Source organism: Haladaptatus ordinarius (assembly GCF_054177595.1).
In genome coordinates, this window is record NZ_JBPEHH010000011.1 from 39,334 (window position 1) to 61,712 (window position 22,379).

Here is a 22,379-nt window from a genome sequence, read left to right on the forward strand (position 1 = left end):
AGGCGGAACAGTTTTATCGTTCTCGGCGGACAGAACGCCCATGGCGTAGCGAACCATACTGGTTCTCAGAGCAGGCACGCACGGAATACCCATCGAGCAGTACGCCGAGGCGATTCGAGAGCGACTCCGAGACTACGAGGTCGAACTCGCTCGCACGCGGACGGAGGAACCTCGAGAAGATTTTCAACGCGACCGTCGTCACAAGCAGGGTCATCGACGAAGAACTCCTCGAGCATGCAGACGACCTGCAACTGTTCGCCTGCTACTCGGCCGGCTACGAGCACCTGCCCCTGGACGAACTCGAAGCGCGCGGCATCGCGGTCACGAACGGGTCGGGTATCCATGGCCCGAACATGGCCGAACAGGTCGTCGGGAACCTGCTCGTGTTCTCCCGGCGCTTCGACGAGGGGTGGCGCCGCCAGCGCGACCGCCGATGGCAGCACTACCAGGCCCACGAACTCATGGGGTCGACGGTCACAGTCGTCGGCCTCGGGGCCATCGGCCGAGCCGTCGTCGACCGCCTCGAACCGTTCGGCGTGCGGACTATCGGCGTCCGCTACACGCCGGAGAAGGGCGGGCCAACCGATGAGGTGGTGGGCTTTGAGGACGCCGACTTCGAGGCGGCGCTCGCCGAGACGGACTACATCGTGCTCGCGTGCCCGCTGACCGAGACGACGGTGGGACTGCTGGGCGAGGCGGAGTTCGAGACCCTCCCGCCGGACACCGTGGTGGTCAACGTCGCCCGCGGGCCAGTCGTCGACACCGACGCGCTGCTCGACGCCCTCCACAACAGCGAGCTCCGCGGCGCGGCGCTGGACGTGACCGACCCCGAACCCATCCCGGAGGACCACCCGCTCTGGAACTTCGAGAACGTCCACATCACGCCACACATGGCGGGTCACACGCCGGAGTACTACGACCGCAGCGCGGACATCCTCGCGCGGAACGTCGAGCGCTTCGAGGAGACGGGCGAGTTCGCCGTCCTGGAGAACCAGGTCGCCGGACCGGAGTGAGACGCCGGAAGTTCGAATGAGGTCGTGATCGACGTCGACCGCCCGGAGCGAAAGCGGGTCAAGGCGTTCGCGGACGTTCCGGCGGCGGTCGTCGCCGAGGTGCGGCGGGATCGAGCGCGCTGTATAGCGCCGTGAACCACGTCGCCGGCGACCCGACTGTGCTCGGGACGGCGGTGACCGTCCACTCCCCGGCGGGCGACAACCTGATGATCCACCGAGCGCTGCAGGTCGCGACAGCGGGCGATGTCCTCGTGGTCGACGCCGGCGGCTACACCGACAGCGCCGTCTGGGGCGAACTCATGTCGACGTCCGCGCGGCCCCACGGGTTCGGCGGGACGGTCGTCGACGGCGCCGTGCGAGACCTTCGTGATATCGACGAACTCGGGATCCCATTTAGGCGCGAGCGGTGACCCCCTCGGGGTCGCGCAAGGCGGTTCCTGGGTCCGTCAACGTCCCCGTCATCTGCGGGGCGTGACCGTCTCCCCCGGCGACGTCATCGTCGGCGACACCGCGGGTGTCGCCGTCGTGCCGCAGGCGGACGCCGAGACCGTCGCCGAGGCGGTAGCGGCGAAGCCCGAGACCGAGGCGGATCTACGCGAGCGCGTCGCTGACGGCGAGTACCTCTTCGACGCACTGGACCTCGACGACCGGCACCGGGAACTAGACATCGAAGAGCGGTGAGCGAGCCCGGGCCACGCCGTCGGGCCGGCGACGGAGTGCGGGCGAACGACCGCCATCGGATCGCGGAAGCGGCCCGGCGGTCCTACCGGGACGGGTCGAGCAGCTCGACCGGGTGGGTGACGTCGCGGCCGAACAGCGTCTCCATCTGCTCGGTGCACGACGTCCCGCTCGCCACGAGCGTCCGGTCGCGCTCGTTGGCGAACTCCGCCTCAAGGTCCGACCCGACGTCCACGCTCAGCTCGTAATACTCGCTCTTGTAGCCGAAGCTGCCGGCCATGCCGCAGCACTCGACGTCGGAGGTGACGACGTCGAACCCGACGTCCGAGAGCACGGCCTCCGTGTACACCGCGAGACCGAGGGTCCGCTGCTGGCAGTGGCTGTGGTACGCGACGGAACCGCCCGGGTCGGCGAGCGCGTCGCCGTCGGCGCCGTTGTGCAATAGGCCGTAGATGTACTCCATGACCTCGTAACTGTTCTCGCGGACGCGTTCGTGGACGTCGTCGTCGACCAGTTTCCCGTACTCGCGCTGGAACATCGCGATGTCGCTCGGTTCGACGACGACAATGTCGAAGTCGGCGTCGAGGTATGGGTGCAGGTCGTCGGCGACGGCCGTCGCCCGCTCGGTCGCCGTCGCGATCATCCCCTGGGACAGCGGGGCCCGCCCGCTTTCTGCGGGCGCCGCCAGTTCGACGTGGACGCCTAGCGCCTCGAGCGTCCGGACCGCGGCCTTCCCGCGGTCGACCAGCACGTAGTTCGTGTAGGTGTCCGGATAGAGGACGACCTTGCGGTCCGCAGTGACGTTCGGGGCACGCGGCCGGCGGCTCTCGAACCAGTCGACGAGCGTGTCGCGCTCGAACGTCGGGAGGTCTCGCCGCCGGTCGATGCCCAAGTATCGATCCATCGCCGTGCGAACCGGCCCGAGGTCCACGAGCCAGTTCGACAGGGGCGCGGTCGCGCTCCCGAGTTTCGCGAGCGTCTCGAAGTTCCCGAACACGCGCTTCTGGATGTCGAGGCCGCCCGACTCGGCGTCGGGCGTCAGCCCCTCCACGAGGAAGTCGAACTTCCCGGGGTCGTTCGCGCGGTTGAGCCGGTCGCGGACGGCCGTGTTTATCCACGGGATGTCTATTTTCACCGGGCAGGCGTTGACGCAGCGAGAACAGCCGGTACAGAGGTCGTTGAAGCCGGCCGCAGTGTCCTGGCCGTGGACACCCGCCTCCCAGCCGGTCGCGATGCCACCAGTGTAGGTCTCGCCGCCGAACGCGTGACCGCCGACGTGCTGGAAGTTGCCACAGGAGTTCGCGCAGGCGCCACACCGGATGCAGTACAGCGTCTCCCGGAGCTGGTCGTCCTCGCGCATCGCGAATCGGCCGTTGTCCACGAGGACGAGGTGGAACTCCCGGTCGCGCTCGCCGGAGCCGATCGGCTCGTCCGGGCGGTCGAAGTCGATGGTGGGCGAGTCGACCGGCGGCGTGAGCATCGTCACGTACTGCGAGATGTCCTGGCCGGTCGCCGTCTTCGAGATGAGTTCCACGAACGGCTGGAGTCGCTCGGCGTCGGGAATGATCTTCTCGACGCCCGCGACGGCGACGTGCGTGTCGGGCGTGACGGCGCACTTCCGGGCGTTACCCTCGTTCGTGACGAGGGCGATGGTGCCCGAATCCGCGAGGATGAAGTTCGCACCGGTCATCCCGACGTCCGCCGCGCGAATCCGCTCCCCGAGGTAGTCCCGGGCGAACGCGGTGAGTTCCTCCGCGGTCTCGAAGGGTTCGTCCGGGTCGAAGTACTCGTTGAACAGGGCCGCGACGTCGTCTCTGGACTTGTGGAGCGACGGGCCGACGAGGTGGGAGGGACCCTCGTCGGCGACCTGCAGGACGAACTCCCCGAGATCGGTCTCGAAGACGTCGACGCCGACGTCCGCGAGGTGCTCGTTGATCTTGAGTTCCTCGGAGGTCATCGACTTGCTCTTCACGAGCGTCTCCGCGTTCTCGGACTCGACGACCTCCTCGATGTAGCGGTTGGCGTCGGCGGCGTCGGCGGCGAAGTAGAGGTTCCCGCCGTTCGCCTCGACGCTTTCGCGGAGGCGGTCGATGAGGGTGGGGAGGTTCTCGATGGCCTCCGCCTTGATGGCGCGGGCCTCGGTCCGGAGGTCCTCGAACTCGTCGAAGCGCTCGATGGCGTCGTACCGTTCCGCGTTGAACACCGACGTGTTCGCCTGGACGGCGTCGCCCTCGGTCTCGAGCAGGTGGCGAATCTCCTCGGCCTTCTGCCGGTGCGTTCGACCCGTACTCATTGGTCGGTGAGGAGCACGACGCGGACGGTCTTCGGCCCGTGGACGCCTTCGACCAGGGCGCCCATGTCGCCGGTCGAACTGACGCCGGTCGCGAACACGGCGGACCTCCCGGCGGCGAATCGCCCCGAGAGGTGGTCCATCGCGGCCTCGACGTTCGGAACGACGTCGCTCTCCCGGACGACGGCGACGTGGGTCGGCGGGTAGAGGCTAATCGGTTCGTTGCCCGCAGAGTTCGATTCGATGACGAGCGACCCGTACTCGGCTATCGCCCGTCCGACGGGGGTGACGCCCGTCGCGGCGTTCTTGAGTTGTCGCGGCGTGGGCTCAAGCGTGACCGGCGTGTCCTCAAGCGAGACGTCGTATCCCTCAAGCAGTGCGCCAACGGCGGGTTCTTCGACGACATCGTCGAGCACGTTGGCGAACTCGGTGCGGTCGGTGCGCCGACAGTCGACGTCAAGGTTGGAGAGCGACGATTCGAAAGTCGACAGGGTGTTGGTCGACATAGCCGCCAGTTGACCGAGGAACCCGATAAGTGTTGTCCATACGGACATCCCCGCGACGGATGGGCTTTTTCGCGGCGTCGCCGCTCGTCGACCAAGAACGGGAATGCGGTAAGCGGTGGGGTCGCGGCGAATCCCATCTGACCGGTCCGAGCGACGTCGCTACCGATTCTGGGTGATGTTGTCGCCCGTCCGGTCGTCGAAGACGTGGCCCTTGCTCATGTCCACGGTGAGGGTGACGACGTCGCCGACGGACGCTTCGCTGTCGGGCGAGACGCGGGCGCTTATCTCGGACTCGTCCTCGAACGGGTCGACGGTAAGGAACTTGTCCGACCCCATCGGCTCGACGACCTTGACCGTGGCATCGAAGGTGTTCGCCTCCTCGACGGATATCGTCTGGACCTCCGAGGCGTCGTGGAGGTCCTCCGGTCGAACCCCAAAGGTGACGTCGTCGAGGTCACCTGTGTATCCGTTGAGTTCTCGCCCGACGTCGTCGGGCAGTTCGAGGTCCATGGTCTCGCGTCGGACGCGGTAGCCGTCGCCGGTGTCGACGAGGTCGACATCCATGAAATTCATCGGCGGTTCGCCGATGAACCCGGCTACGAAGCGGTTCGTCGGGTGGTCGTAGAGCTTCTGGGGCGCGCCGATCTGCTGGAGTTCGCCGTCGTTCAGCACGACGACGCGGTCGCCGAGGGTCATCGCCTCGGCCTGGTCGTGGGTCACGTAGATGGTCGTCTTTCCGACGCGCTGGTGAATCTCGTTCAGTTCGGTGCGCATCTGGACGCGGAGCTTCGCGTCGAGATTCGACAGCGGCTCGTCCATCAGGAAAACCGACGGTTCGCGGACGATGGCACGACCGAGGGCCACGCGCTGTTGCTGGCCACCCGAGAGCTGTGACGGTTTCCGGTCGAGCAAGTCATCGATTTCGAGCAGTTGAGCGGCCTCCTCGACGCGTTCGTCGATTTCGGTCTCCGGGTAGTTCCGAATCCGGAGCGGGAACGACATGTTCTTGCGGACCGTCATGTGCGGGTAGAGCGCGTAGTTCTGGAACACCATCGCGATGCCGCGCTCGCGCGGGTCGAGTCCGGTGACGTCCTCGTCCTCGATGATAATTCGCCCCTCCGTGGGCGTCTCGAGGCCCGCGACGGTCCGCAGCGTCGTCGTCTTACCGCATCCGGACGGTCCGACGAAGACGAGGAACTCGCCGCGTCGAACGTCGATGTTGACGTCCTCCACGGCGACGACGTCGTCGCCGTTTTGGTCCTGAAAGACTTTCGTGAAGCCGTCGATCTGGACGTTGATGTCTTCGTCGCCTGTGCTGTCGGTCGGAGCCGAAACGTCGGCCGTTGGGGAATTTGATTCGCTCATGGGTTGTCTCTCCGAGTGTTCATTCTTTCAGTGCGCCGGCCGTCAGTCCGCTCACGATGTATCGCTGGAAGAACAACACGATGAGCATCGTTGGCACGATCGCGACCATGCTCGCGGCGGCGAGTCCGGCCCACTGGACGGAGACGTCACCGACGAACTTGTACACCGCCACCGAAATGGGCATCGACGCGAGGTCGGTCGTGACGATGAGCGAGAAGAGGAACTCACGCCACGAGTACAGGAACGTCAGGATCGAGCACGCCGCCACGCCCGGTGCCGCAAGCGGCAGCGCGATCTTTCGGAACGCCTGGAACTTCGTACAGCCGTCCACGCGCGCGGACTCGTCGAGGTCCGGTGGAATGGACATGAAGAAGTTCCGCATGATGTAGATCATCAGCGGCAGCCAGAGGTACACCTGCGCGATGATGATGCCGGGCAGGCTGTTGAGCAGCCCCAGCCACGCCATTATCTGATAGTACGGGACGATGAGCCCGATCGGCGGAAACAGCCGCGAGAACAACACGCCGATGAAGATGATGTTGTCACCGGGGAACCGGAACCGACTGAACGCGTAGCCCGCCGGCGTCGCGAGTAGCATCACGACCGCCGTGGTGGTGCTCGAGATAATGAGGCTGTTCACCAGCGCCCGCCAGTACTGCTGTTCGATGAGGACGTTGTAGTAGGTCGAGAGCGTCGGATCCCGGGGGAAGTACGACAGGTTGTAGACCGCGTCGTTCGTCTTCAGCGAGGTTATGAACTCCCAGAAGAGCGGGACGACGACGGTGAGTACCGCGACCCCGAGCACGAGGTGGACAACGTACTTGCTCTCGATGACGTCCCAGAACCGCTGTCTGGTCTCGTAGTTGATTCGTTCGTGGCCTTCGTCGATCATGCTCATTCGTCTTGCACACCTCCCATGACCTTCGTCACGTAGAAGGTAGCCACGCCGAGCGAGATCAGGATGATGAACACCGCGATCGCGGAGGCGTAGCCGTAGTTGAAGTTGACCATGCCGGTCCGGTAGATGTAGATGCTGAACACTGTCGTACGCGTCCCGGGGCCGCCGCGGGTCATCGGGAAGATAACGGCGAACGCGCGGAACGCGAACATCCAGTTGATCAGCGCGACGATCGCGATGTACGGTCGCAGGTACGGAAGGGTGATAGCACGGAACGTCTGGAACGTCGTCGCGCCGTCGACCTTCGCGGCGTCGTACATGTGCTGGGGGATAGACTGCAGTCCCGCCAGCAACACGATCATCGCGAACGGCATTCGCGCCCACGCGTCGGTCAGCGTCACCAGCGCCATCGCGAGGTTCTGGTGGGCGAGCCACGCGTAGGGTTGGCTGATGATGCCGAGGTCGGTCAGAACCATGTTGATGAAGCCCAGCTGGTTGCCCGTGAATATCCACTTCCAGATGAGGGCGACGACCGCCAGCGGAATCGCCCACGAGAACATCAGGACGGTGGAGTAGGCGTTTCGCAGTCGCTGATTCGTGATGTGGTTGATCGCGAGTGCGATGGCCAAGCCGCTGCCCAAACTAACTGTGAGCGACCCGAACGAGTACACTAGCGTGTGTCGGAAGTAGGTCCAGAACTCCGCCTTTTCGAACATGCTGGCGTAGTTCTCCAGCCCGATGAACCGACTCGGGACGCCCGGGATAGTCAAGTAGAACGACTGTTTGATCAGCTGGACAACCGGGTAGATGAAGATGGCCGTGATGACCAGTAACGCCGGCCCTAGCAGGACGAGGAGGATGTGGTCGTTTACGACTTGTGAAACCCGAGACCGAATCTCCTCGTACCTCGTCTCGGGGTCGGTGAAGGTCGTCTCTGTTTGGTGTGACATAGTGGGAAAGGAGTGTTAGCCGATTACTGGCCGGTGACAGTGTTGATGAAGTCCTGGGCGTTGTCGAGCGCCTTCTTGGCGGAGATGTCGCCGGCGATGGCCTTCTGACATTCCTGGCTGACCCGCTGCTTGATTGGGCGTTCCTGGGGGAACACTTCCGACTTGTTGAGCTTCATCTGCTTGCCACGGATGTCTGCGAACGCTGAAGCACCCGTCTGTGACGCCTCGTCGTAGACCTTGTTCACATAGCTCTGGTTGCCCTCGACGACGAATTCGAACCAAGCTGACGGGTGGCTGAACCGCGCATCTAGGTAGAGCATCGCCGCGAGTTTCTCACCCGTACTTGCGTTCGAATTGACGGAGACCCCGGCCGGCGACGCGATGCCTGCGCGCGTCGGTTTCGGTACGTCCTTGCCACCTTTCGGGCTAAGCGTAGGCCGGTACTGGTCGCCTTTCTTGTACTTCTCCAGTGCTTTCGGCACCAGGTCACCGAAGACCGGAACCATCGCGAACTGGCCGGACAGGAACCCGTCGGCGAGGTCACCTTGGCCGTAGTTGACGACCTCGTTGGGAACCCAACCCTTCTCGCGCCACTTGACCATCTTCCCGAGGGCGGTGTGGCCCGCCTTGGTATTGACCTTCACCTTACCATCGCTGTTGGCGAACGATCCACCGGCCTGATAGAACAATTTCATGAAGTCGCGAAGCGTATAGACACGGGAGGAACCGCGGTACGCCCACGCGTACGTCCCCGTCCCCTCGAACGCCTTCATCGCCGTCTCGAGGTCGTCCCAGGACCACGACCCGTCCATGATCTTCTTGATAGTCGCGTCGTCGACGCCCTGCTCCTTCAAGAGGTCCGGGCGAGTGTGGACGAGACTTCCCTCTAGAATGTTCGGCCCGGCGTAGAGGTGGTTGTTGTAGTTGAATGTCTGCTTCGCCACCGGTTGGACCGGGTCCCACATCGCGTCGTCGCCCATCAACGGGTCGATCGGCTGGAGGTGCTCGCCGGCAACGAACGATGAGAGCGAGTCAGTGATGACCACGGAGAACATCTGGGGTTTGGCCTTGTCGGCCTGGAGGAACGCTGTCTCCTTCGGAATGGCCTGGTCGACGACGATCTCAAGTGGGTCAAGCTCGATACCCGTCTGCGACTCGAACATCGCGTGTGTCGCGGCCGTCGCGGGGTCGTATTTCAACGACCCGAAATTGAGAATCTGGATCTTGTCGACGTCACCGGCGGCCGTGTCCTTCCAGCCTTCGGGGGGCGTCCACGGCTGGCTCTTGATGGCGCCGCTTTTCTTCCAGGCATTGGCGCTAGCTTGCTTGCTCTCCGGCGGAACCTGCTTGCGCTTTTCGAGCGGCCACTCGTCAAGCGACGTCATGCGACGCTTCTTCCAGCCATCCGTGAAGCCGATTTTCTTCGCCTGTTCCGTGAAATCGCTAGACTGGTCACCGCCGATACAACCGGCGAGGCCCGCAGCCCCAACGACGCCCGTAGCTTTCAACAAGTCTCTGCGGTCGAATGACTCACTACCGTTTGGCATGTGAATTGATAACTCATTTTGGGAAATTTATATCTAACTATTAAGGCAATAATTTCTATAATTAGAGTTAATTAAGTTAGGGTGTTTCAGCGTTCTATTATACTAGCGTCGTAAAAGTATTCGAGGGCGCCAATGCGGTATGAATGGGGAGTAAAACGAGCGCCGGGGATCGGTCACTCCTGCGTCCGCCGGTTCCGGACGGCCGTCGTGGCGACCTCGATGGCGTCGACCATGCTCTGAGGCGAGGCGATTCCCTGACCTGCGATGTCGAACGCCGTCCCATGGTCGACACTCGTCCGGACGATAGGCAGACCAATGGTCATGTTCACGCCGCTGACCTCGCCACCCTCGCTGAACCCGAGGAGCTTGATGGGGATGTGGCCCTGGTCGTGGTACATCGAAACGACGCAGTCGTAGTCGCCCCGTGCTGCATGCACGTAGACCGTATCGGAAGATCCGGGCCCTTCCACGTCGATGCCCTCGTCGCGGGCGCGCTCGACGGCCGGCGCAATTTCCGCCAAGTCCTCGTCACCGAGGAGTCCGCCGTCGCTCGCATGGGGATTCAGACCCGCGACGGCGATGGTCGGGTCCTCGAGACCGAGGTCCCGGAGCCCCTCCCGGGTGACGCGAATCGTTTCGAGGACGTTCTCCGTGGTGACGAGGTCGCAGGCCTCGCGGAGCGGAACGTGCGTGCTGACGTGCGTGACCCGGAGGTGCTCCTCGATGAGCATCATCGAGTAGTTGTCGACCCCCGTCCGTGCCGCGAGCAGTCCCGTGTGCCCGGCGTGTTCACTCCCGGCCTTCCGCGTCGCCTGTTTGTTTATGGGTGCGGTGACCATGCCGTCGATGTCGCCGTTGATCGCGAGGTCGATCGCTCGCTCGATGTATTCGAGACTCGCACTCCCGTACTCTTCCCGGAGGTCACCCCAGTCGTGGTTTGCCGAATCGACGTTGTCGAGGTCGATAACGTCGATGACGCCCGCCTCGAACCGGGCTTCGGTGACGTCGTCTATGGCGTTGACCGCGAGGTCGGCGTCGCAGGCCCGCGCAGCTTTTCGCATCACGTCCGCGTCGCCGACGACGAGGACGTCGGCGATATCGCGGGCAGTCTCGTAGGCTCCGACTGAAACCTCGGCGCCGATTCCAGACGGATCGCCCATCGTGATTCCGAGGCGCGGGCGACGGCCACTCATGAGTCGCCCTCCTCGGTCCAGGGAGGCGTCTGGCGCGCCGGGGCGAACACTTCGATACCGACGACGGCGTCGTCACCACGATTCTCGGCCGCGTGCGGCTCGTCCGCGGGAATCACGTACGCGTCGTCGGCCTCAACGATGCGCTCCTCACCGCCGACGGTGAAGACGAGTTCGCCCTCGTTCACGAACCCGAGTTGCTCGTGTTCGTGGCTGTGAGTCTCCACGCCGGCACCCGGTTCGATTCGGAAGTGCTGGACGCTCGCCCGGTCACCCGCGGCGAGTTGCGCAAGGTGGACGCCGTCGGGGTTCTCGACGGCATCGCGTGCATCGTAGGAATCGATTTCCATACGGCCATGTTTGCAGAGAGTCCCTTATCACTTGCTCCCCTGTGGGATTCGCCGGAGGTACTCCAACGCGTCGACGACGGTGGAGTCCTCTCCGAACGCCCCTGCCTTTGTCACGACGGGCGTCCCGTCGGCACGCCCACCGCGAACCTCGCCTCCAGGGACGCCGACGGCGATCTCCTCGCCGCGGAGTGCGATTCCGCCCGCTTCGAGTTCGCCGAGGACGGCTTTCGCGACAGCCCCTCCGGTCAGAAATAGTCCGCGTGGTTCGCGCTCCGCCCAGACGTGCACGGCGGCCGTGCCGAGCGCGGCGGTCACCCGCTCGCGGGCCGCCCGCTCGGAGACGTCGACCTGGCTCGCCGACTGGAGCGTCGCTTCGACGTCGCTCCGGGCGCGCGCCGACGCGAGAACGACGGCCGGTTCCGTCTCGAACCGTTCGAGGCACTCCTCGGCCGCGGTCGTCCCGGCCTCGGCGGGGGCTCGGACGGCCATAGCACCGTCGAGGTCGACGATCTGACGCTCGGAAAGCTCGGCCAGCTGGGTCAACGTCTTGGGGTTCACGCTTCCCGCGACGCCGAAAGCGGTACCCGTCGGGTCGGCGGCGACGGTGGGTCGCTCGGCCGTCGGAACGCCGGGAAGACGGACGCGTTCGGCGAGGCCGGCGCTGCCGACCAACAGGACATCACCGTCGTGGTCGCGTGCGGCCTCGGCGACGACGTCGAGGTGTGCGTCGTGGACGGCGTCGAGCGCGACGATTCGACGGGCGTCCGCCGCGTCGGCGTCCGTCGAACCGTCGTCTTCCCGTGAGAGCGCTTCGACCGCAGTCCGGGAGGCGACGCGTTCGACGTCCGCGTGGACGATGGGGTCGTCAATCTGCGTCCCGAGGAGGCCGGGCAGGTGCGAGGTCTCGATGGGACTGTCCGGGTCGTTTCCCGCCTCGGTGTCCGTGACGAGTTCGCCGCCGACGAGGTGGTGGCCGCACGCGGTCACGCGGTCGTTCGAGGGGAACGCCGGCGCGACGGCGGCGGCGTCCGCCTCCATCGCGTCGTAGGCGGCGACGATTTCGGCGCCGAGGTTCCCGCGGAGCGTCGAGTCGACCTTCTTGTAGACGACCGCCGCCGCCGTCGACGCGACGACGTCCCGGACTCTCACGGCTGCCTCGTCGCGCCCGACGTAGCGCGAGTCGGTGTCGACGACGAGGACCGCCGCGTCGGGCGCGTCGAAGTCGGGGTCAATGCGGACGACCGTCTCATAGCCCCGCGCAGCGAATGAATGGCCCGTGTCGGTCCCGCCGGTCAAGTCGTCGGCGACGACGAGGGTGCGGTTAGTGGTCATCGAAGTGGAAGTCGAAGTCGCCCGCCTCGTCGAAGGACAGCCGTTCACGTTCGCCGACGGTGACGTCCTCCCGCGATTCGAGTTCGTCTGCGACGGGGTCGGAGACGTAGAGGTTGTCGGGCTCCAGGGTGTTCGCGATGTAGCCGACGCGAAGATCGGTCGGATCGCGGACGCCAGTCATGGAGGCGGCGAGGACGAGCAACGTTCGGTCGCAAGGGGCGACGATGGGGATGCGCGCCCGGGCAGGTTCGCCGCTCGTGACGATGTTCATGTACACGTCCTCGAGATTCAGGTCGGCGACGAGGTCCTCGTGGACGAAGTCGGCGAGCCCCATCCCGATGCCGTTGCCGTGCGAGGCCTTCGTGATGCCGCGGACCGCGATGAGCGTGACGTCCGGCACCTCCGGCTCCGGTTCGTCGCCGAACATGTACCTACCGACCGTGTTCGTGTCCAGCCCAGTGCCCGAGATATCCTTCCCGATTTTGTCGACGACGAGAAGGTCGAGACGATCGACCGGAAGGTCAGGGAACAGTTCGCGCGAGCGGTCGAGGAGTTCCGACTCTTGCTTGGGAATGTCCTCGACCGGCACTCCTTCGATGATCGCCGCGCGGTCGTTCGCGTTTTCGACGAGAGCGATACCGCCCACGACGGGGGCCTTCTCGAAGATAATTCCCGCCCGTTCGGGGATGACTGTTCCCAAGTCGCGGTTCAGCGCCTCGTTGTGCATCACCTCGGCCCCGCGTTGCTTCCCGAGACCGACGACTGCCATCTTCGTGAGGCCGCTCTCGACATCACCCCGGAAGTCCGTGTGAAGTTTCACCCGATTCGCGAGCAGAACCGCATCCGCGTCGAGTGCGACCGTCGAGACCGGTACGGGCCACCCCTCGTCATCTTCGGTGACCATATCGGTGTCCATGGCGGCGCGAATCTCGCAGCCGAGTCGTTCCTCGGTGATGTCGTAGGAGGCGAGGACCTCGCGCTGGCCCTCGGGGGTGGCGCCGCCGTGGCTCCCCATCGCAGGAATCACAAACGGGTCGAACCCCCGCTCGTCGAGTTCGGCGACGGTGGCCTCCAGCAGTTCGGGCATGTCGTGGATTCCCCGGCTCCCGGCGGTGATCGCGACTTCCGCGCCCGCCTCAAGGTCATCGAACGCCGGAATGTCGCCGACGGCCGCTCGCGTCGCCGCCGACACGTCGGCTATCCGGGGCGGGTCCCGATGGCGTCTGGCGTGGGCGAACTGCGGAAACTGCTCTACCGTCACGTCGTTGACGCTCTCGAGCCGTTCCGGGCTGGGGATGTCGAGGGTCACCATGACTTATTCTCGCTCGCCGGCCGCCTTAGTTCTGTCTTCGGTCGACGAGGTGTACTTGCGCTGTACGCCGGAATCGGTAGACGACACGTTGACTCCGGTGCTCCTGTCTGCCGCTGCACGGCGCGACCAAAATTACGCCGGGCGAGGGAGGCCCGGGCGTCCCGGTCCTTCGGGTGAGACGGTCGTCCCCACCGTGTTACTTCATGACATAAGAACTTTATAAGGTGTCTGCAGTGGTTAGTTACATGCGTTACTACCAGTTGGCCCGCGGTGCTGAGGGACACCTCGTCGCAGAGACGGACGACCGGTATTACGACCTGAGCTCCGTGAAGGCGGAACTATCGGGGTTCGACGACCTCTTGCGCACTGCGGCCGTCATGGAGACGACCGCCGACGAAGTGGCCGCGAGGCTCGTCGAGTCCGCCCCGACGGTCGATCCCGACGAAGTGGCCACGAATCGCGGCCTCCCATTCGCCCCCGACGAGGTGTGGGCGGCCGGCGTCACCTACGAGATCAGCGAGCAGGCCCGGAAAGAAGAGAGCGGGATGCCCGACATGTATCTCGATGTCTATCAGGCCGAGCGCCCCGAAATCTTCTTCAAAGCCACGCCGTCGCGGACCGTCGGTCCGGGCGAGGCCATCGGTGTCCGCGAGGATTCCCAGTGGAACGTTCCTGAACCGGAACTGGGAATCGTCCTCTACCAGGGTGACGTCGTTGGGTACACCATCGGTAACGACGTGAGTAGCCGCGACATAGAAGGAACGAACCCGCTCTACCTTCCGCAGGCGAAGGTCTACGATCGATGTGCAGCCGTCGGGCCGGCGGTAGCGAGTCCGAACACGGTCGGGGACCCTCAGGACCTCGCGATGTCGATGACCATCGAACGCGCCGGCGAGACGTGCTTCTCAGGTGAGACGTCCACCGACGAGATGATCCGGTCCTGTGAGGAGCTCACCCGCCACTACACGCGGCACAACGCGGTCCCCGAACTCGCCGTTCTGATGACCGGGACGTCGATCGTCCCGGCGGACGACTTCAACCTGCAGGAGGGCGACACGGTCACGATAGACATCGAGTCGATCGGAACGCTGTCGAACCCCGTCGTCCAGGTGTGAAACGTCGATGCCGAGAGCGGCGGTTCGACCCACTCAGTAGTTGTCGTAGACGGTTTTCTCGATGGTGTAGAACTCGAGACCCGCGTCGCCCTGTTCGCGCCACGACTCGCTAGAGGAGCGTTTGAACCCGCCGAACGGAACGTGAAGCTCGAGGCCCGTCGTCTTCTCGTTGACCTTCACGACGCCCGCCTCGGCCTCCTCGACGAAGCGGTTCGCCTCCGAGTGGTCCTGGGTGACGATGCTCGCGGAGAGCCCGTACTTGACGTCGTTGCAGACGTTCACCGCCTCCTCGAAGTCGGAGACCTCGACGACTGCCAGCACCGGACCGAAGACCTCCTCCTGGGCGATGCGGTAGTCAGATTCGACGTCGGTGAAGACCGTCGGCTCGACGAAGTAGCCGTCACCGAAGCGGTCGCCCTCGGGCGTTCCACCGCCTGTCGACAGGGTCGCTCCTTCCTTCTCGGCGACCTCGATGTAATCGAGGGTGCTATCGAGTTCGTCAGCGCTGATCTGCGGACCCATCTCGTACTCGTCGCCCGGACCGACGTCAATGGACTCGGCCCGGTCGACGACGGCTTCGACGAAGTCGTCGTGGACGTCCTCATGGACGATGGCACGGGAACACGCCGTACAGGCCTGTCCGGTCACGCCGAAGGCGCCCGCGGCGACGATGTCTGCGGCTTCCTCGACGTCCGCGGACGCCGAGACCAGCGTCGGATTCTTGCCGCCCATCTCCGTCTGGACGCGCTTCTGGCTGTCGGCGGCGGTGTCATAGACGTAGTTGCCGACCTCGCCGCTCCCCGTGAACGAGACGGCGTCGACATCCTCGTGGGACGCGATTTCGTCGCCGACTTCACCGCCAGGACCGGTGACGAGGTTCGCGACGCCGTCCGGGATGCCGGCCTCGTCGAGCGCCTCGAAGATACCGAGCGCGACGCCGGGAGCGAGCGACGCCGGGTTGATGACGACGGTGTTCCCGGTCGCGAGCGCGGGTGCGAGCTTCCAGGCGGGAATCGCAACGGGGTAGTTCCACGGCGTGATGAGTGCGGCCACGCCGACCGGCTCGGTCCGTGTGTAGAGGTTGGTGTGCTGCCCGCTAGCGGATTTGACTGTGCCGCCCAGGTCGTTCGCCTTCTCGGCGAAGTAGTAGAAGATGTCGATGGCGCGCTGGACCTCGCCGCCGGCCTCGGCGTGGGTCTTCCCCTCCTCGGTGGTGAGCAGTTCCGTCAGTTCCGCCTTGCGGCCCTCGAGAATTTTCGCCGTCTCGCGGAGTATCGCGCCCCGCTGGGGCGCGGGCGTCTCGCCCCACTCGGCTTCGACGTCGGCGGCCGCCGCTACGGCCTCGGCGGCATCCTCACGACTTGACCGCTGGTACTCGTTGACGACCTCGTTCGAGTTGGCAGGATTCGTGGCCTCGAACGTCTCGCCGGTTTCGGACTCCGTCCACTCACCCGAGACGTAGTTTCGTCTAACGTCTGGCATACATCAGCGATTCAAGCGCATTGATAACGAGGCTTTTGGTTCCGGTAGTCGTTCCGTCGGCAGATGGGCGTCCGCCGAGAATCGGCCGTCGGATCGGTCAGTCGTCCGCGTCCTCGCGGTCGAGCCAGAAGTCGAACGAGCGGCCCGGTGCGAACACGTCGATGCCGACGGCGCGCTCGTCACCGGTGTTCTCAACGCGGTGGATTTCCCACGAATCGAGCCACACCGAGTCGTGCTCCCCGAGAGTGACCTCCTCGTCTTCGATGTAGACGGTAAGTTCGCCTTGGAGAACGAGACACACCTGCTCGTTCTCGTGGTCGTACATCAGGGAGCTGTGCCCTGGGGGGTTCTCGAACCACTCGAAGCTGAACCGCTCGCTCCCGGCCATCGAGACTCGCCGCCAGCCTTCCTCTCGTTCGTAGATCTCCGATTCGTCGAAGAACGTGGGTTCCATGCTTGTTCTTCCTGCTCGCTCGACGGTAAAAAGCGTATGGACGAGAGGAACCCGGGACGTTGTAAGATTTATACCCGTACGGCAGTCTATCACAATATATGATACCCGGACCCGAGAAGGTCGCCAAACTCGTCGAGGAAGAGGGGTGGTCCTACCCAGTCTCCGTGACGCGACTCGAGCGGGAACACGCTCTCACGAACGTCTCTATCAACGAGAAGGGAGAATCAATGATGCTCGGTGAACTCCTCGCGCAGGGAGACCTCGACCGATTCGAGGACGAGAACGACCTCTACGAGAAGCTGGAACCGCTGTTCGAAGAGGAACGGCAACGACGAGACGTCGGTCTCGTCGGCAAGATCAAACAGTTGGTCCTCGGCACGTACACTCGGTGAATATATGAACAAACTCCGGGCAACTGCGGTTGGCAGTGGGCTGGTGCTCCTCGCCGGCGCGGCGTGGGGTGCCCTCGAGTACGGTGCCAGCGCCGGCCTCGAACCATTCGTGTGGGTGGCCGTGTTCGGCGTCGTCGTGGCCGTCGTGCCGGACGGTATCGCCGCCGCGAAGCACGCCGTCTATCAGTCCCGCCGTGAGGCCAAGGCCGAGGACGCGCGCGCCGGAGCCAAGGACCGGTACTTCACGTCGACGAAGACGTATCCTAGTCGTGAGGAGGTCCTCGACGTCGTCCGCGACACCGTCCGTGCCACCGACGGCTACGAGCGCGTCGCCGCCGAGGACTTCCCGGAGGGAGCCGGGCTCTCGGTCACGCACGCTGGGTTCCACAACTCCTTCGTACGCGTGACCGCTTCCGGTCGCCTCGTCCTCGCGGGCGCTTCAGAACGGACGGCAGACCTCGCCAGTGACCTTGCGAAGGACCTGAAGACCTCCTTCGACCAATCGTGGGCAAACCCGATGCGCCAGCGCAAACCCATCGTAGGCGGCCTCCGTGTCGTCCTCGCCGTCGCCATCCTGACGACGACCGGCCTCGGTCTCGGCACGGTTGCCGCCGCCGGCTATCCCTCCGATTCGTATAATCCACTAGAGAAAGTCGCTCTGGCCTCCTACGACGCCCGTTCGACGGTCGACCCCGGAACGAGCGAAACGGACGCCGCCATCGCGAAGGCCCGATTCCGCGTCACCATTCTCAAGGAGTCGGTCGTCGAAGTCAGGTGGACCGACAACAACTCCGCCCGCCTCGTGAGAACCGGCCAGGTCGCTCTCAGAGTCGCCGGTGACACTCGCTCGACGCTGACCGGGCTCCGGGAGCGGGAGTTGACCGACGCGCAGGAGCGACGCGTCGGCCGCATCGAAGGCAATCTACGCGAAGTTGAAGACAGTATCGCGGCCACCCTGGAGAGTCGGGCTGACGACCAAGGAATCGGCGAGGGAGCGGACGACATCCGTGCGGTTGCGGGCGCGCTCCGCAGTCATCGTTCGGGGACCGGCGACATCTCGCTCTCAATCGACTTGCCGGAGTCGGACTACGAAATCACCTTCCGGTGGATCGACACCGACGGCGTGACCGACCGGCAGGTGACGAACAATTCGACGGCGAACGGTACTACCACCTAGTCGTAGACGAACTCCGTCCAGGGCCCCTCGACGTAGGGATACTCTTCGACGACGCTCTCGTTCACATCGACCCCGAGTCCGGGAGCGTCCGGCACGTCGAAGGTGCCGTTCTCTATCGTCAGCGAATCGTGGAGAACGTCCTCCGCCAGCGGGAAGGGGTACATCCCGCCCTCGTCCTCACCGAATACGGGGTACTCGAGCATCGGCGACTCGGGTGACGCGGCGACGAGATGTGCGTTGGTGACCAGTCCGAGGTGCGTGCCGAAGTTGTGCGGGACGAACGTGACGTCGTCGCGGGCGGAACAGGTCTGGACGGCCCGCCAACACCCGGTAAAACCGGCGTGGTGACGAGTGTCGCCCTGCAGGTACGAGACGCCGGTCTCGGCCAGCCGAAGCAGTCCCTCGACGGATTCTTCGCTCTCACCACCCGCCAGCGGAAGGGCAGTCCGCTCGGCGAGTCGCTCGTAGGCGTCGTAGTCGGCCGGTTCGACCGGCTCCTCAACCCAGTAGAGACCGTGGCCCTCGAAAGCGTCGAGAAGTTCGACTACCTCCTCGAAGTCGTAGGAGTTCTCTCCGAGTTTCCACCACGTGTGGGCGTCGACCATCACAGCCATGTCGTCGCCGACGGCGTCACGGACGAGTTCGAGGGTTCGCACGTCGGCTTCGGCGCCGAGGCCGGGACGGTATTTGTAGGCCCCAAAGCCTCGCTCCTGAAGCGTCCGCGCCTGCTCGGCGTAGCCCTCCGGTTCCATGTACATCCCCGCGCTGGCGTACAACTCCAGCGGGTCTGGGTCGACCTCGCGGTCGGCGAGCAGGTCGTAGACCGGCGCCCCGAGTTGCTTGCCGAGAATGTCGTGATAGGCCACGTCGATGACGCCGATGGCTTCCGATTCGATTTTCGTGGGCAGGTCGAGGGTCCCAACGGCCCCGGCGATATCCTCGGGCGACGCTATCTTCGTCTCCGCGACGGCGTCGCGGACCCGGTTCTCGACGAGCGCCGCGAAGTCGTCGTGGGCGGTGCCGTCGAAGTACTCACGCATTGCGGAACTCGTCGCCGCACCTGGTGCGTATCCGACGGTGCCGTCGGCCGTCTCGACACGGACGAGGACGAAGTCGCGTTTGTGGAGACGACGGACACCACCGTGAAAACGGCGTTCCTGCGAGGGCTCGATCGGCGAGGAGAGCGTGTGTACTGCTATCTCGGAGAGTCGCATACCCGTTTCTCAGGGCGATGGAAAGTAACTCTTGTCCCGCGTTCCGTCTCTCGTCGCGCGGACGTCGGCGAACGGACACGGAGAGGATCGTCCGCGGTTGACGCCGGATGGATACCTCTTTGTGGGATGGTATGCAACGCGCTGGCATGGTAGACGGAACCGGTGGTGAGTTCGTGTACGATGCGTTGGTCGATGCGGGCGTGGAACTGCTCGTCGGCCTTCCCGGGACCCAGACGCTTCCCCTCGATCGGACCGTCGTGCAGCGCGAGGAGATGGAGTACCTGATGGCCCGCCACGAGACGGCCGTCCCCCACATAGCTTGGGGGTACTACGAGACGACCGGTCGACCCGCGGCGACGCTCACCGTACCCGGCCCCGGCGACACGAACGCGATGCACGGCCTGAAGAACGCCTACGAGGACTGCGTCCCGATTCTGCACGTCTCCGCCGATGCGAATCCCGAGGAACGCGGACAGCATCCCATCCACGAGATCGAACCCGACACCTTCGACAACGTCGTCAAGCGAAACGTGACCGTCGAGACCGAACTCGACCTCGTCGATCGAGTCGAGGGTGGAATCGAGACTGCGCTCACCCCGCCGTACGGCCCGGTTCGGCTCGGCGTCCCCTCAGGGATTCTCGCGAAGGAGATCGAAGCGCCCGCCGCGAGCGTGACGCCGGAACGGGTCGCGTACGAGAACGACACCTACCCCGAGGCTGCGGAACTCCTCGCCGACGCGGAACGCCCGGTAATCTACGCCGGCGGAGGGTCGCGTCGGTCGCCCGACGGCCCCCGCGTCGTCCGGAACCTCGCGGAGACCCTCGACGCCCCCGTCATCACGTCCTACAAGGGCAAAGGCGTCTTCCCCGAAGACGACGACCGCTGGCTCGCCGTTACCGGGAGTCCCACGCCCGCCGGTGCGCGCGAGGCGCTCGCCGCCGCCGACGTCGTCCTCGCGCTCGGCACCGACTTCGACAGCGTCACCACGGCCCACTGGGACATCCCCCTGGGCGAGACACTCGTCCACGTCAACCTCGACCCCGACGACGTGAACGCCGGCTACGAGGCCGACGTCGCTATCCTCGACGACGTCACCCACGCGGGCGACCGCCTCCTCGAGGAACTCGACGGCCGTGGCGGGGACGGCTGGAGTGGCGCCGACGTCGCCCCACGGGTCCGGTCGGAGTACCGGACGCACCTCGACGACCTCGGCCTCTTCGACGGCGATAGTCCCGCCAACACGCCGGAACTCCTCGCGGCGGTCCGCGAAGCCACGCCCCGCGAGTCGCCGGTCACGGCCGACGTCGGCGGGTTCCGGCTCTGGACGATGCAACTGTTCGAGACGTACGACCCGGACCAGCTCGTTACCGCCGGGTCGTGGGCCGGAATGGGGGTCGGACTCCCGGCGGCGATCGGCGTGGCGGCCGGTCGCGACGACGACCAGCCCGTCGTCTGCCTCACCGGCGACGGCGGCCTGATGATGTGCATCCACGAACTCCACACGGCCGCCGAGTACGCCCTCAACGTCGTCGTCGTGGTCTCGGACAACGCCGACTACGGCATCATCTCGAAGTCGCCGAATATCATGCAGTACACCGACGAGCACGAGTTCACATGGGACCGCCCGGACTTCGCCGAAATCGCCGATGGGTTCGGGGTGCGAGCCACCAGCGTCGACACGGCGGCGGCCGCCGGTGAGGCCGTCGCGGCCGCCGTCGAGCGTCGGTCGGGGCCGGAACTCATCAGCGTGACGGTCGAGACGGAGGAGCCGTCCGCGACGGCGGTCGCGGATTACGAGACCGACCTCTCGTTCAGCTGAAGCCGGACTCGCCGTCGAGGAGGTGCTCCTCGACGACGTCCTCGTCGAACTCGATGCCGAGTCCCGGCGTCTCGGGGACCTCGATGTACCCGTCCTCGATGAGGGGGTCGCCCGTGTGGAGGTCGTCCCACCAGTCGACCTCGAGGGCGTGGTACTCCAGCACGTCGAAGTTCGGGATGCAGGCTCCGAGATGGACGCAGGCCATCGTCCCGATGGGACTGCAGACGTTGTGCGGCGAGAAGGCAATGTAGTTCTCCTCGGCGCGGTTCGCGATGGCCTTCGACTCGGCGAGGCCGCCGCAGGTCGATGGGTCAGGCGTGATGACGTCGACGCCGAAGTCGTAGAGGAGATCCTTGAACTCGTGGACGCGGAACCGGTTCTCGCCGGTCGCGAGCGGCACGCTCGACGCGCGGGCCACCTCGCACTGGGCCTCCATGTTCTCCGGCGGGACGACGTCCTCGAGCCACATCAGGTCGAACGGCTCCATCTTCCGCGCGATTCGCTTCGCGCTGTCTAGCGAGTAGTCCCAGTGGACGTCGAACGCGAGGTCGATGTCGTAGCCGACGGCCTCGCGGACCGCCGCCACGATGTCGACCTTCCGCTGCATGGCACGGTTCGACACCCGCCCGTTGTACGGGTCAGGGGAGTTGTCCATTTCCATGTCGAGGTCGAACTTCAGCGCGGTGAACCCCATGTCGGCCACGCGTTCGGCCTCCTCGGCGTACGCCTCGGGTCGGTAGGCCTCCTCGTCGTGGTGGGCGACGTAGCCGTCCTCCGTCTCGAAGGCCTCGCCTGCGTGGCAGTCCGCGTAGATGCGGACCTCGTCGCGGTACTTCCCGCCGAGCAGCTGATAGACCGGGACGCCGAGGACCTTCCCCATGATGTCCCAGCAGGCGATCTCGATGCCGGACGCGGCGGTCACCACCTTGCCAGTCGTCCCGCCGTGGCCCGACATGTCCTGGACGATGCGACGGAAGATGCGTTCGGGATCGAGCGGGTTCTCCCCGACGAGGAAGCGCTTCGTGTACTCCATTATGTCCGTGACCGTCCCACCGCGGTACGACTCGCCGATGCCCGTGACCCCGGCGTCGGTGTGGACCTTCACCAGGTTCCACTCGAAGTTCCCTTCGACAACGGCGGTCTCGATGTCGGTGATCTCGACGTCGCGGTCCGGGGCGCGATTGGTGGCGTGGTTCGAGAAGTCTCGCATCAGGGCGACCTCCCGTGGCTGTTCCGCTCGCATCCAACTGTCGTTGCGTCGGCTCGCATGGGTGACGTTCACATGACCGGACCA

Annotated in this window: 20 protein-coding genes and 1 pseudogene; 7 read left to right on the plus strand and 14 right to left on the minus strand. The window is 65.1% G+C overall.

Annotated elements, in window-relative coordinates:
- Nucleotides 1-55: 55 nt before the first annotated feature.
- The 3 genes and pseudogenes from ACR3FF_RS06260 to ACR3FF_RS06270 all read left to right on the plus strand — a co-directional run bounded on the left by ACR3FF_RS06260 (nt 56) and on the right by ACR3FF_RS06270 (nt 1,694).
- Nucleotides 56-1,013: pseudogene (locus ACR3FF_RS06260) on the plus strand (NAD(P)-dependent oxidoreductase).
- A 131-nt stretch (nt 1,014-1,144) separates the two neighbouring features.
- Nucleotides 1,145-1,423 carry an RraA family protein gene (locus ACR3FF_RS06265; RefSeq protein ID WP_458187011.1) on the plus strand — a complete coding sequence of 93 codons (279 nt, stop codon included), beginning with the start codon at nt 1,145-1,147 and terminating at the stop codon, nt 1,421-1,423.
- A 61-nt stretch (nt 1,424-1,484) separates the two neighbouring features.
- Nucleotides 1,485-1,694 carry an RraA family protein gene (locus ACR3FF_RS06270; RefSeq protein ID WP_458187013.1) on the plus strand — a complete coding sequence of 70 codons (210 nt, stop codon included), beginning with the start codon at nt 1,485-1,487 and terminating at the stop codon, nt 1,692-1,694.
- A gap of 82 nt (nt 1,695-1,776) precedes the next feature.
- Here ACR3FF_RS06270 and ACR3FF_RS06275 read toward each other — a convergent pair whose 3' ends face one another.
- From ACR3FF_RS06275 to ACR3FF_RS06320, 10 genes are all read right to left on the minus strand, one after another.
- Nucleotides 1,777-3,984 carry an LUD domain-containing protein gene (locus ACR3FF_RS06275; RefSeq protein ID WP_458187015.1) on the minus strand — a complete coding sequence of 736 codons (2,208 nt, stop codon included), beginning with the start codon at nt 3,982-3,984 and terminating at the stop codon, nt 1,777-1,779.
- A complete protein-coding gene (locus ACR3FF_RS06280; protein ID WP_458187017.1) occupies nt 3,981-4,487 on the minus strand; it encodes an LUD domain-containing protein in 507 nt (168 codons plus the stop codon). The genes ACR3FF_RS06275 and ACR3FF_RS06280 overlap by 4 nt, the downstream gene beginning before the upstream one ends.
- 159 nt (nt 4,488-4,646) lie before the next feature.
- Nucleotides 4,647-5,852 (minus strand): ABC transporter ATP-binding protein, encoded by a 1,206-nt coding sequence (locus tag ACR3FF_RS06285; protein WP_458187019.1) that lies wholly within the window; start codon nt 5,850-5,852, stop codon nt 4,647-4,649.
- 19 nt (nt 5,853-5,871) lie between these two features.
- Nucleotides 5,872-6,750, minus strand: a complete 879-nt coding sequence (locus ACR3FF_RS06290; RefSeq protein ID WP_458187020.1) for a carbohydrate ABC transporter permease — start codon at nt 6,748-6,750, stop codon at nt 5,872-5,874.
- Nucleotides 6,747-7,700 carry a carbohydrate ABC transporter permease gene (locus tag ACR3FF_RS06295; RefSeq protein WP_458187022.1) on the minus strand — a complete coding sequence of 318 codons (954 nt, stop codon included), beginning with the start codon at nt 7,698-7,700 and terminating at the stop codon, nt 6,747-6,749. The genes ACR3FF_RS06290 and ACR3FF_RS06295 overlap by 4 nt, the downstream gene beginning before the upstream one ends.
- Nucleotides 7,701-7,723: 23 nt before the next feature.
- On the minus strand, nt 7,724-9,247 hold the full coding sequence (locus ACR3FF_RS06300; protein ID WP_458187023.1) for a hypothetical protein: 1,524 nt from the start codon (nt 9,245-9,247) through the stop codon (nt 7,724-7,726).
- A gap of 173 nt (nt 9,248-9,420) precedes the next feature.
- Nucleotides 9,421-10,440, minus strand: a complete 1,020-nt coding sequence (pdxA, locus tag ACR3FF_RS06305) for a 4-hydroxythreonine-4-phosphate dehydrogenase PdxA (protein ID WP_458187024.1) — start codon at nt 10,438-10,440, stop codon at nt 9,421-9,423.
- The gene (locus ACR3FF_RS06310; protein WP_458187026.1) at nt 10,437-10,787 is read right to left on the minus strand and encodes a cupin domain-containing protein; all 351 of its coding nucleotides are present in this window, start codon (nt 10,785-10,787) and stop codon (nt 10,437-10,439) included. The genes pdxA and ACR3FF_RS06310 overlap by 4 nt, the downstream gene beginning before the upstream one ends.
- Nucleotides 10,788-10,814: 27 nt before the next feature.
- Nucleotides 10,815-12,119, minus strand: coding sequence for a four-carbon acid sugar kinase family protein (locus tag ACR3FF_RS06315; RefSeq protein WP_458187028.1), 1,305 nt, complete (start codon nt 12,117-12,119; stop codon nt 10,815-10,817).
- Nucleotides 12,109-13,431 carry a nickel pincer cofactor-dependent isomerase, group 22 gene (locus tag ACR3FF_RS06320; RefSeq protein WP_458187029.1) on the minus strand — a complete coding sequence of 441 codons (1,323 nt, stop codon included), beginning with the start codon at nt 13,429-13,431 and terminating at the stop codon, nt 12,109-12,111. The genes ACR3FF_RS06315 and ACR3FF_RS06320 overlap by 11 nt, the downstream gene beginning before the upstream one ends.
- A 245-nt stretch (nt 13,432-13,676) precedes the next feature.
- Between ACR3FF_RS06320 and ACR3FF_RS06325 the strand changes: the two genes are divergently transcribed.
- The gene (locus ACR3FF_RS06325) at nt 13,677-14,546 is read left to right on the plus strand and encodes a fumarylacetoacetate hydrolase family protein (RefSeq protein ID WP_458187031.1); all 870 of its coding nucleotides are present in this window, start codon (nt 13,677-13,679) and stop codon (nt 14,544-14,546) included.
- A gap of 33 nt (nt 14,547-14,579) precedes the next feature.
- On the opposite strand, the gene xacF is transcribed toward ACR3FF_RS06325, so the two are convergent.
- A complete protein-coding gene (gene xacF, locus ACR3FF_RS06330; RefSeq protein ID WP_458187033.1) occupies nt 14,580-16,028 on the minus strand; it encodes a 2,5-dioxovalerate dehydrogenase in 1,449 nt (482 codons plus the stop codon).
- 97 nt (nt 16,029-16,125) lie between these two features.
- A complete protein-coding gene (locus tag ACR3FF_RS06335; protein ID WP_458187035.1) occupies nt 16,126-16,482 on the minus strand; it encodes a cupin domain-containing protein in 357 nt (118 codons plus the stop codon).
- Nucleotides 16,483-16,580: 98 nt separating this feature from the next.
- Here ACR3FF_RS06335 and ACR3FF_RS06340 point away from each other — a divergent pair, with 98 nt between their 5' ends.
- Nucleotides 16,581-16,874, plus strand: coding sequence for a hypothetical protein (locus tag ACR3FF_RS06340; RefSeq protein WP_458187037.1), 294 nt, complete (start codon nt 16,581-16,583; stop codon nt 16,872-16,874).
- A gap of 4 nt (nt 16,875-16,878) precedes the next feature.
- Nucleotides 16,879-18,051 (plus strand): hypothetical protein, encoded by a 1,173-nt coding sequence (locus ACR3FF_RS06345; protein WP_458187039.1) that lies wholly within the window; start codon nt 16,879-16,881, stop codon nt 18,049-18,051.
- On the opposite strand, the gene ACR3FF_RS06350 is transcribed toward ACR3FF_RS06345, so the two are convergent.
- Nucleotides 18,048-19,265 carry a mandelate racemase/muconate lactonizing enzyme family protein gene (locus ACR3FF_RS06350; protein WP_458187041.1) on the minus strand — a complete coding sequence of 406 codons (1,218 nt, stop codon included), beginning with the start codon at nt 19,263-19,265 and terminating at the stop codon, nt 18,048-18,050. The genes ACR3FF_RS06345 and ACR3FF_RS06350 overlap by 4 nt on opposite strands.
- 146 nt (nt 19,266-19,411) lie before the next feature.
- Between ACR3FF_RS06350 and ACR3FF_RS06355 the strand changes: the two genes are divergently transcribed.
- Nucleotides 19,412-21,085 carry a thiamine pyrophosphate-binding protein gene (locus tag ACR3FF_RS06355; protein WP_458187043.1) on the plus strand — a complete coding sequence of 558 codons (1,674 nt, stop codon included), beginning with the start codon at nt 19,412-19,414 and terminating at the stop codon, nt 21,083-21,085.
- Here ACR3FF_RS06355 and ACR3FF_RS06360 read toward each other — a convergent pair.
- The gene (locus ACR3FF_RS06360) at nt 21,078-22,295 is read right to left on the minus strand and encodes a mandelate racemase/muconate lactonizing enzyme family protein (protein WP_458187045.1); all 1,218 of its coding nucleotides are present in this window, start codon (nt 22,293-22,295) and stop codon (nt 21,078-21,080) included. The two genes, ACR3FF_RS06355 and ACR3FF_RS06360, sit on opposite strands and share 8 nt — an antisense overlap.
- Nucleotides 22,296-22,379 lie beyond the last annotated feature (84 nt).

Excerpts from the sequence above, each read along its gene's own strand:
- ACR3FF_RS06320 (WP_458187029.1), bottom strand. The coding sequence starts at position 13,431 with ATGGTGACCCTCGACATCCCCAGCCCGGAACGGCTCGAGAGCGTCAAC.
- xacF (WP_458187033.1), bottom strand. The coding sequence starts at position 16,028 with ATGCCAGACGTTAGACGAAACTACGTCTCGGGTGAGTGGACGGAGTCC.
- ACR3FF_RS06290 (WP_458187020.1), bottom strand. The coding sequence starts at position 6,750 with ATGAGCATGATCGACGAAGGCCACGAACGAATCAACTACGAGACCAGA.
- ACR3FF_RS06340 (WP_458187037.1), top strand. The coding sequence starts at position 16,581 with ATGATACCCGGACCCGAGAAGGTCGCCAAACTCGTCGAGGAAGAGGGG.
- ACR3FF_RS06360 (WP_458187045.1), bottom strand. The coding sequence starts at position 22,295 with ATGCGAGACTTCTCGAACCACGCCACCAATCGCGCCCCGGACCGCGAC.
- ACR3FF_RS06335 (WP_458187035.1), bottom strand. The coding sequence starts at position 16,482 with ATGGAACCCACGTTCTTCGACGAATCGGAGATCTACGAACGAGAGGAA.
- ACR3FF_RS06310 (WP_458187026.1), bottom strand. The coding sequence starts at position 10,787 with ATGGAAATCGATTCCTACGATGCACGCGATGCCGTCGAGAACCCCGAC.
- ACR3FF_RS06285 (WP_458187019.1), bottom strand. The coding sequence starts at position 5,852 with ATGAGCGAATCAAATTCCCCAACGGCCGACGTTTCGGCTCCGACCGAC.
- ACR3FF_RS06315 (WP_458187028.1), bottom strand. The coding sequence starts at position 12,119 with ATGACCACTAACCGCACCCTCGTCGTCGCCGACGACTTGACCGGCGGG.
- ACR3FF_RS06355 (WP_458187043.1), top strand. The coding sequence starts at position 19,412 with ATGGTAGACGGAACCGGTGGTGAGTTCGTGTACGATGCGTTGGTCGAT.
- ACR3FF_RS06275 (WP_458187015.1), bottom strand. The coding sequence starts at position 3,984 with ATGAGTACGGGTCGAACGCACCGGCAGAAGGCCGAGGAGATTCGCCAC.
- ACR3FF_RS06300 (WP_458187023.1), bottom strand. The coding sequence starts at position 9,247 with ATGCCAAACGGTAGTGAGTCATTCGACCGCAGAGACTTGTTGAAAGCT.
- ACR3FF_RS06350 (WP_458187041.1), bottom strand. The coding sequence starts at position 19,265 with ATGCGACTCTCCGAGATAGCAGTACACACGCTCTCCTCGCCGATCGAG.
- ACR3FF_RS06295 (WP_458187022.1), bottom strand. The coding sequence starts at position 7,700 with ATGTCACACCAAACAGAGACGACCTTCACCGACCCCGAGACGAGGTAC.
- ACR3FF_RS06325 (WP_458187031.1), top strand. The coding sequence starts at position 13,677 with ATGCGTTACTACCAGTTGGCCCGCGGTGCTGAGGGACACCTCGTCGCA.
- ACR3FF_RS06280 (WP_458187017.1), bottom strand. The coding sequence starts at position 4,487 with ATGTCGACCAACACCCTGTCGACTTTCGAATCGTCGCTCTCCAACCTT.
- pdxA (WP_458187024.1), bottom strand. The coding sequence starts at position 10,440 with ATGAGTGGCCGTCGCCCGCGCCTCGGAATCACGATGGGCGATCCGTCT.
- ACR3FF_RS06345 (WP_458187039.1), top strand. The coding sequence starts at position 16,879 with ATGAACAAACTCCGGGCAACTGCGGTTGGCAGTGGGCTGGTGCTCCTC.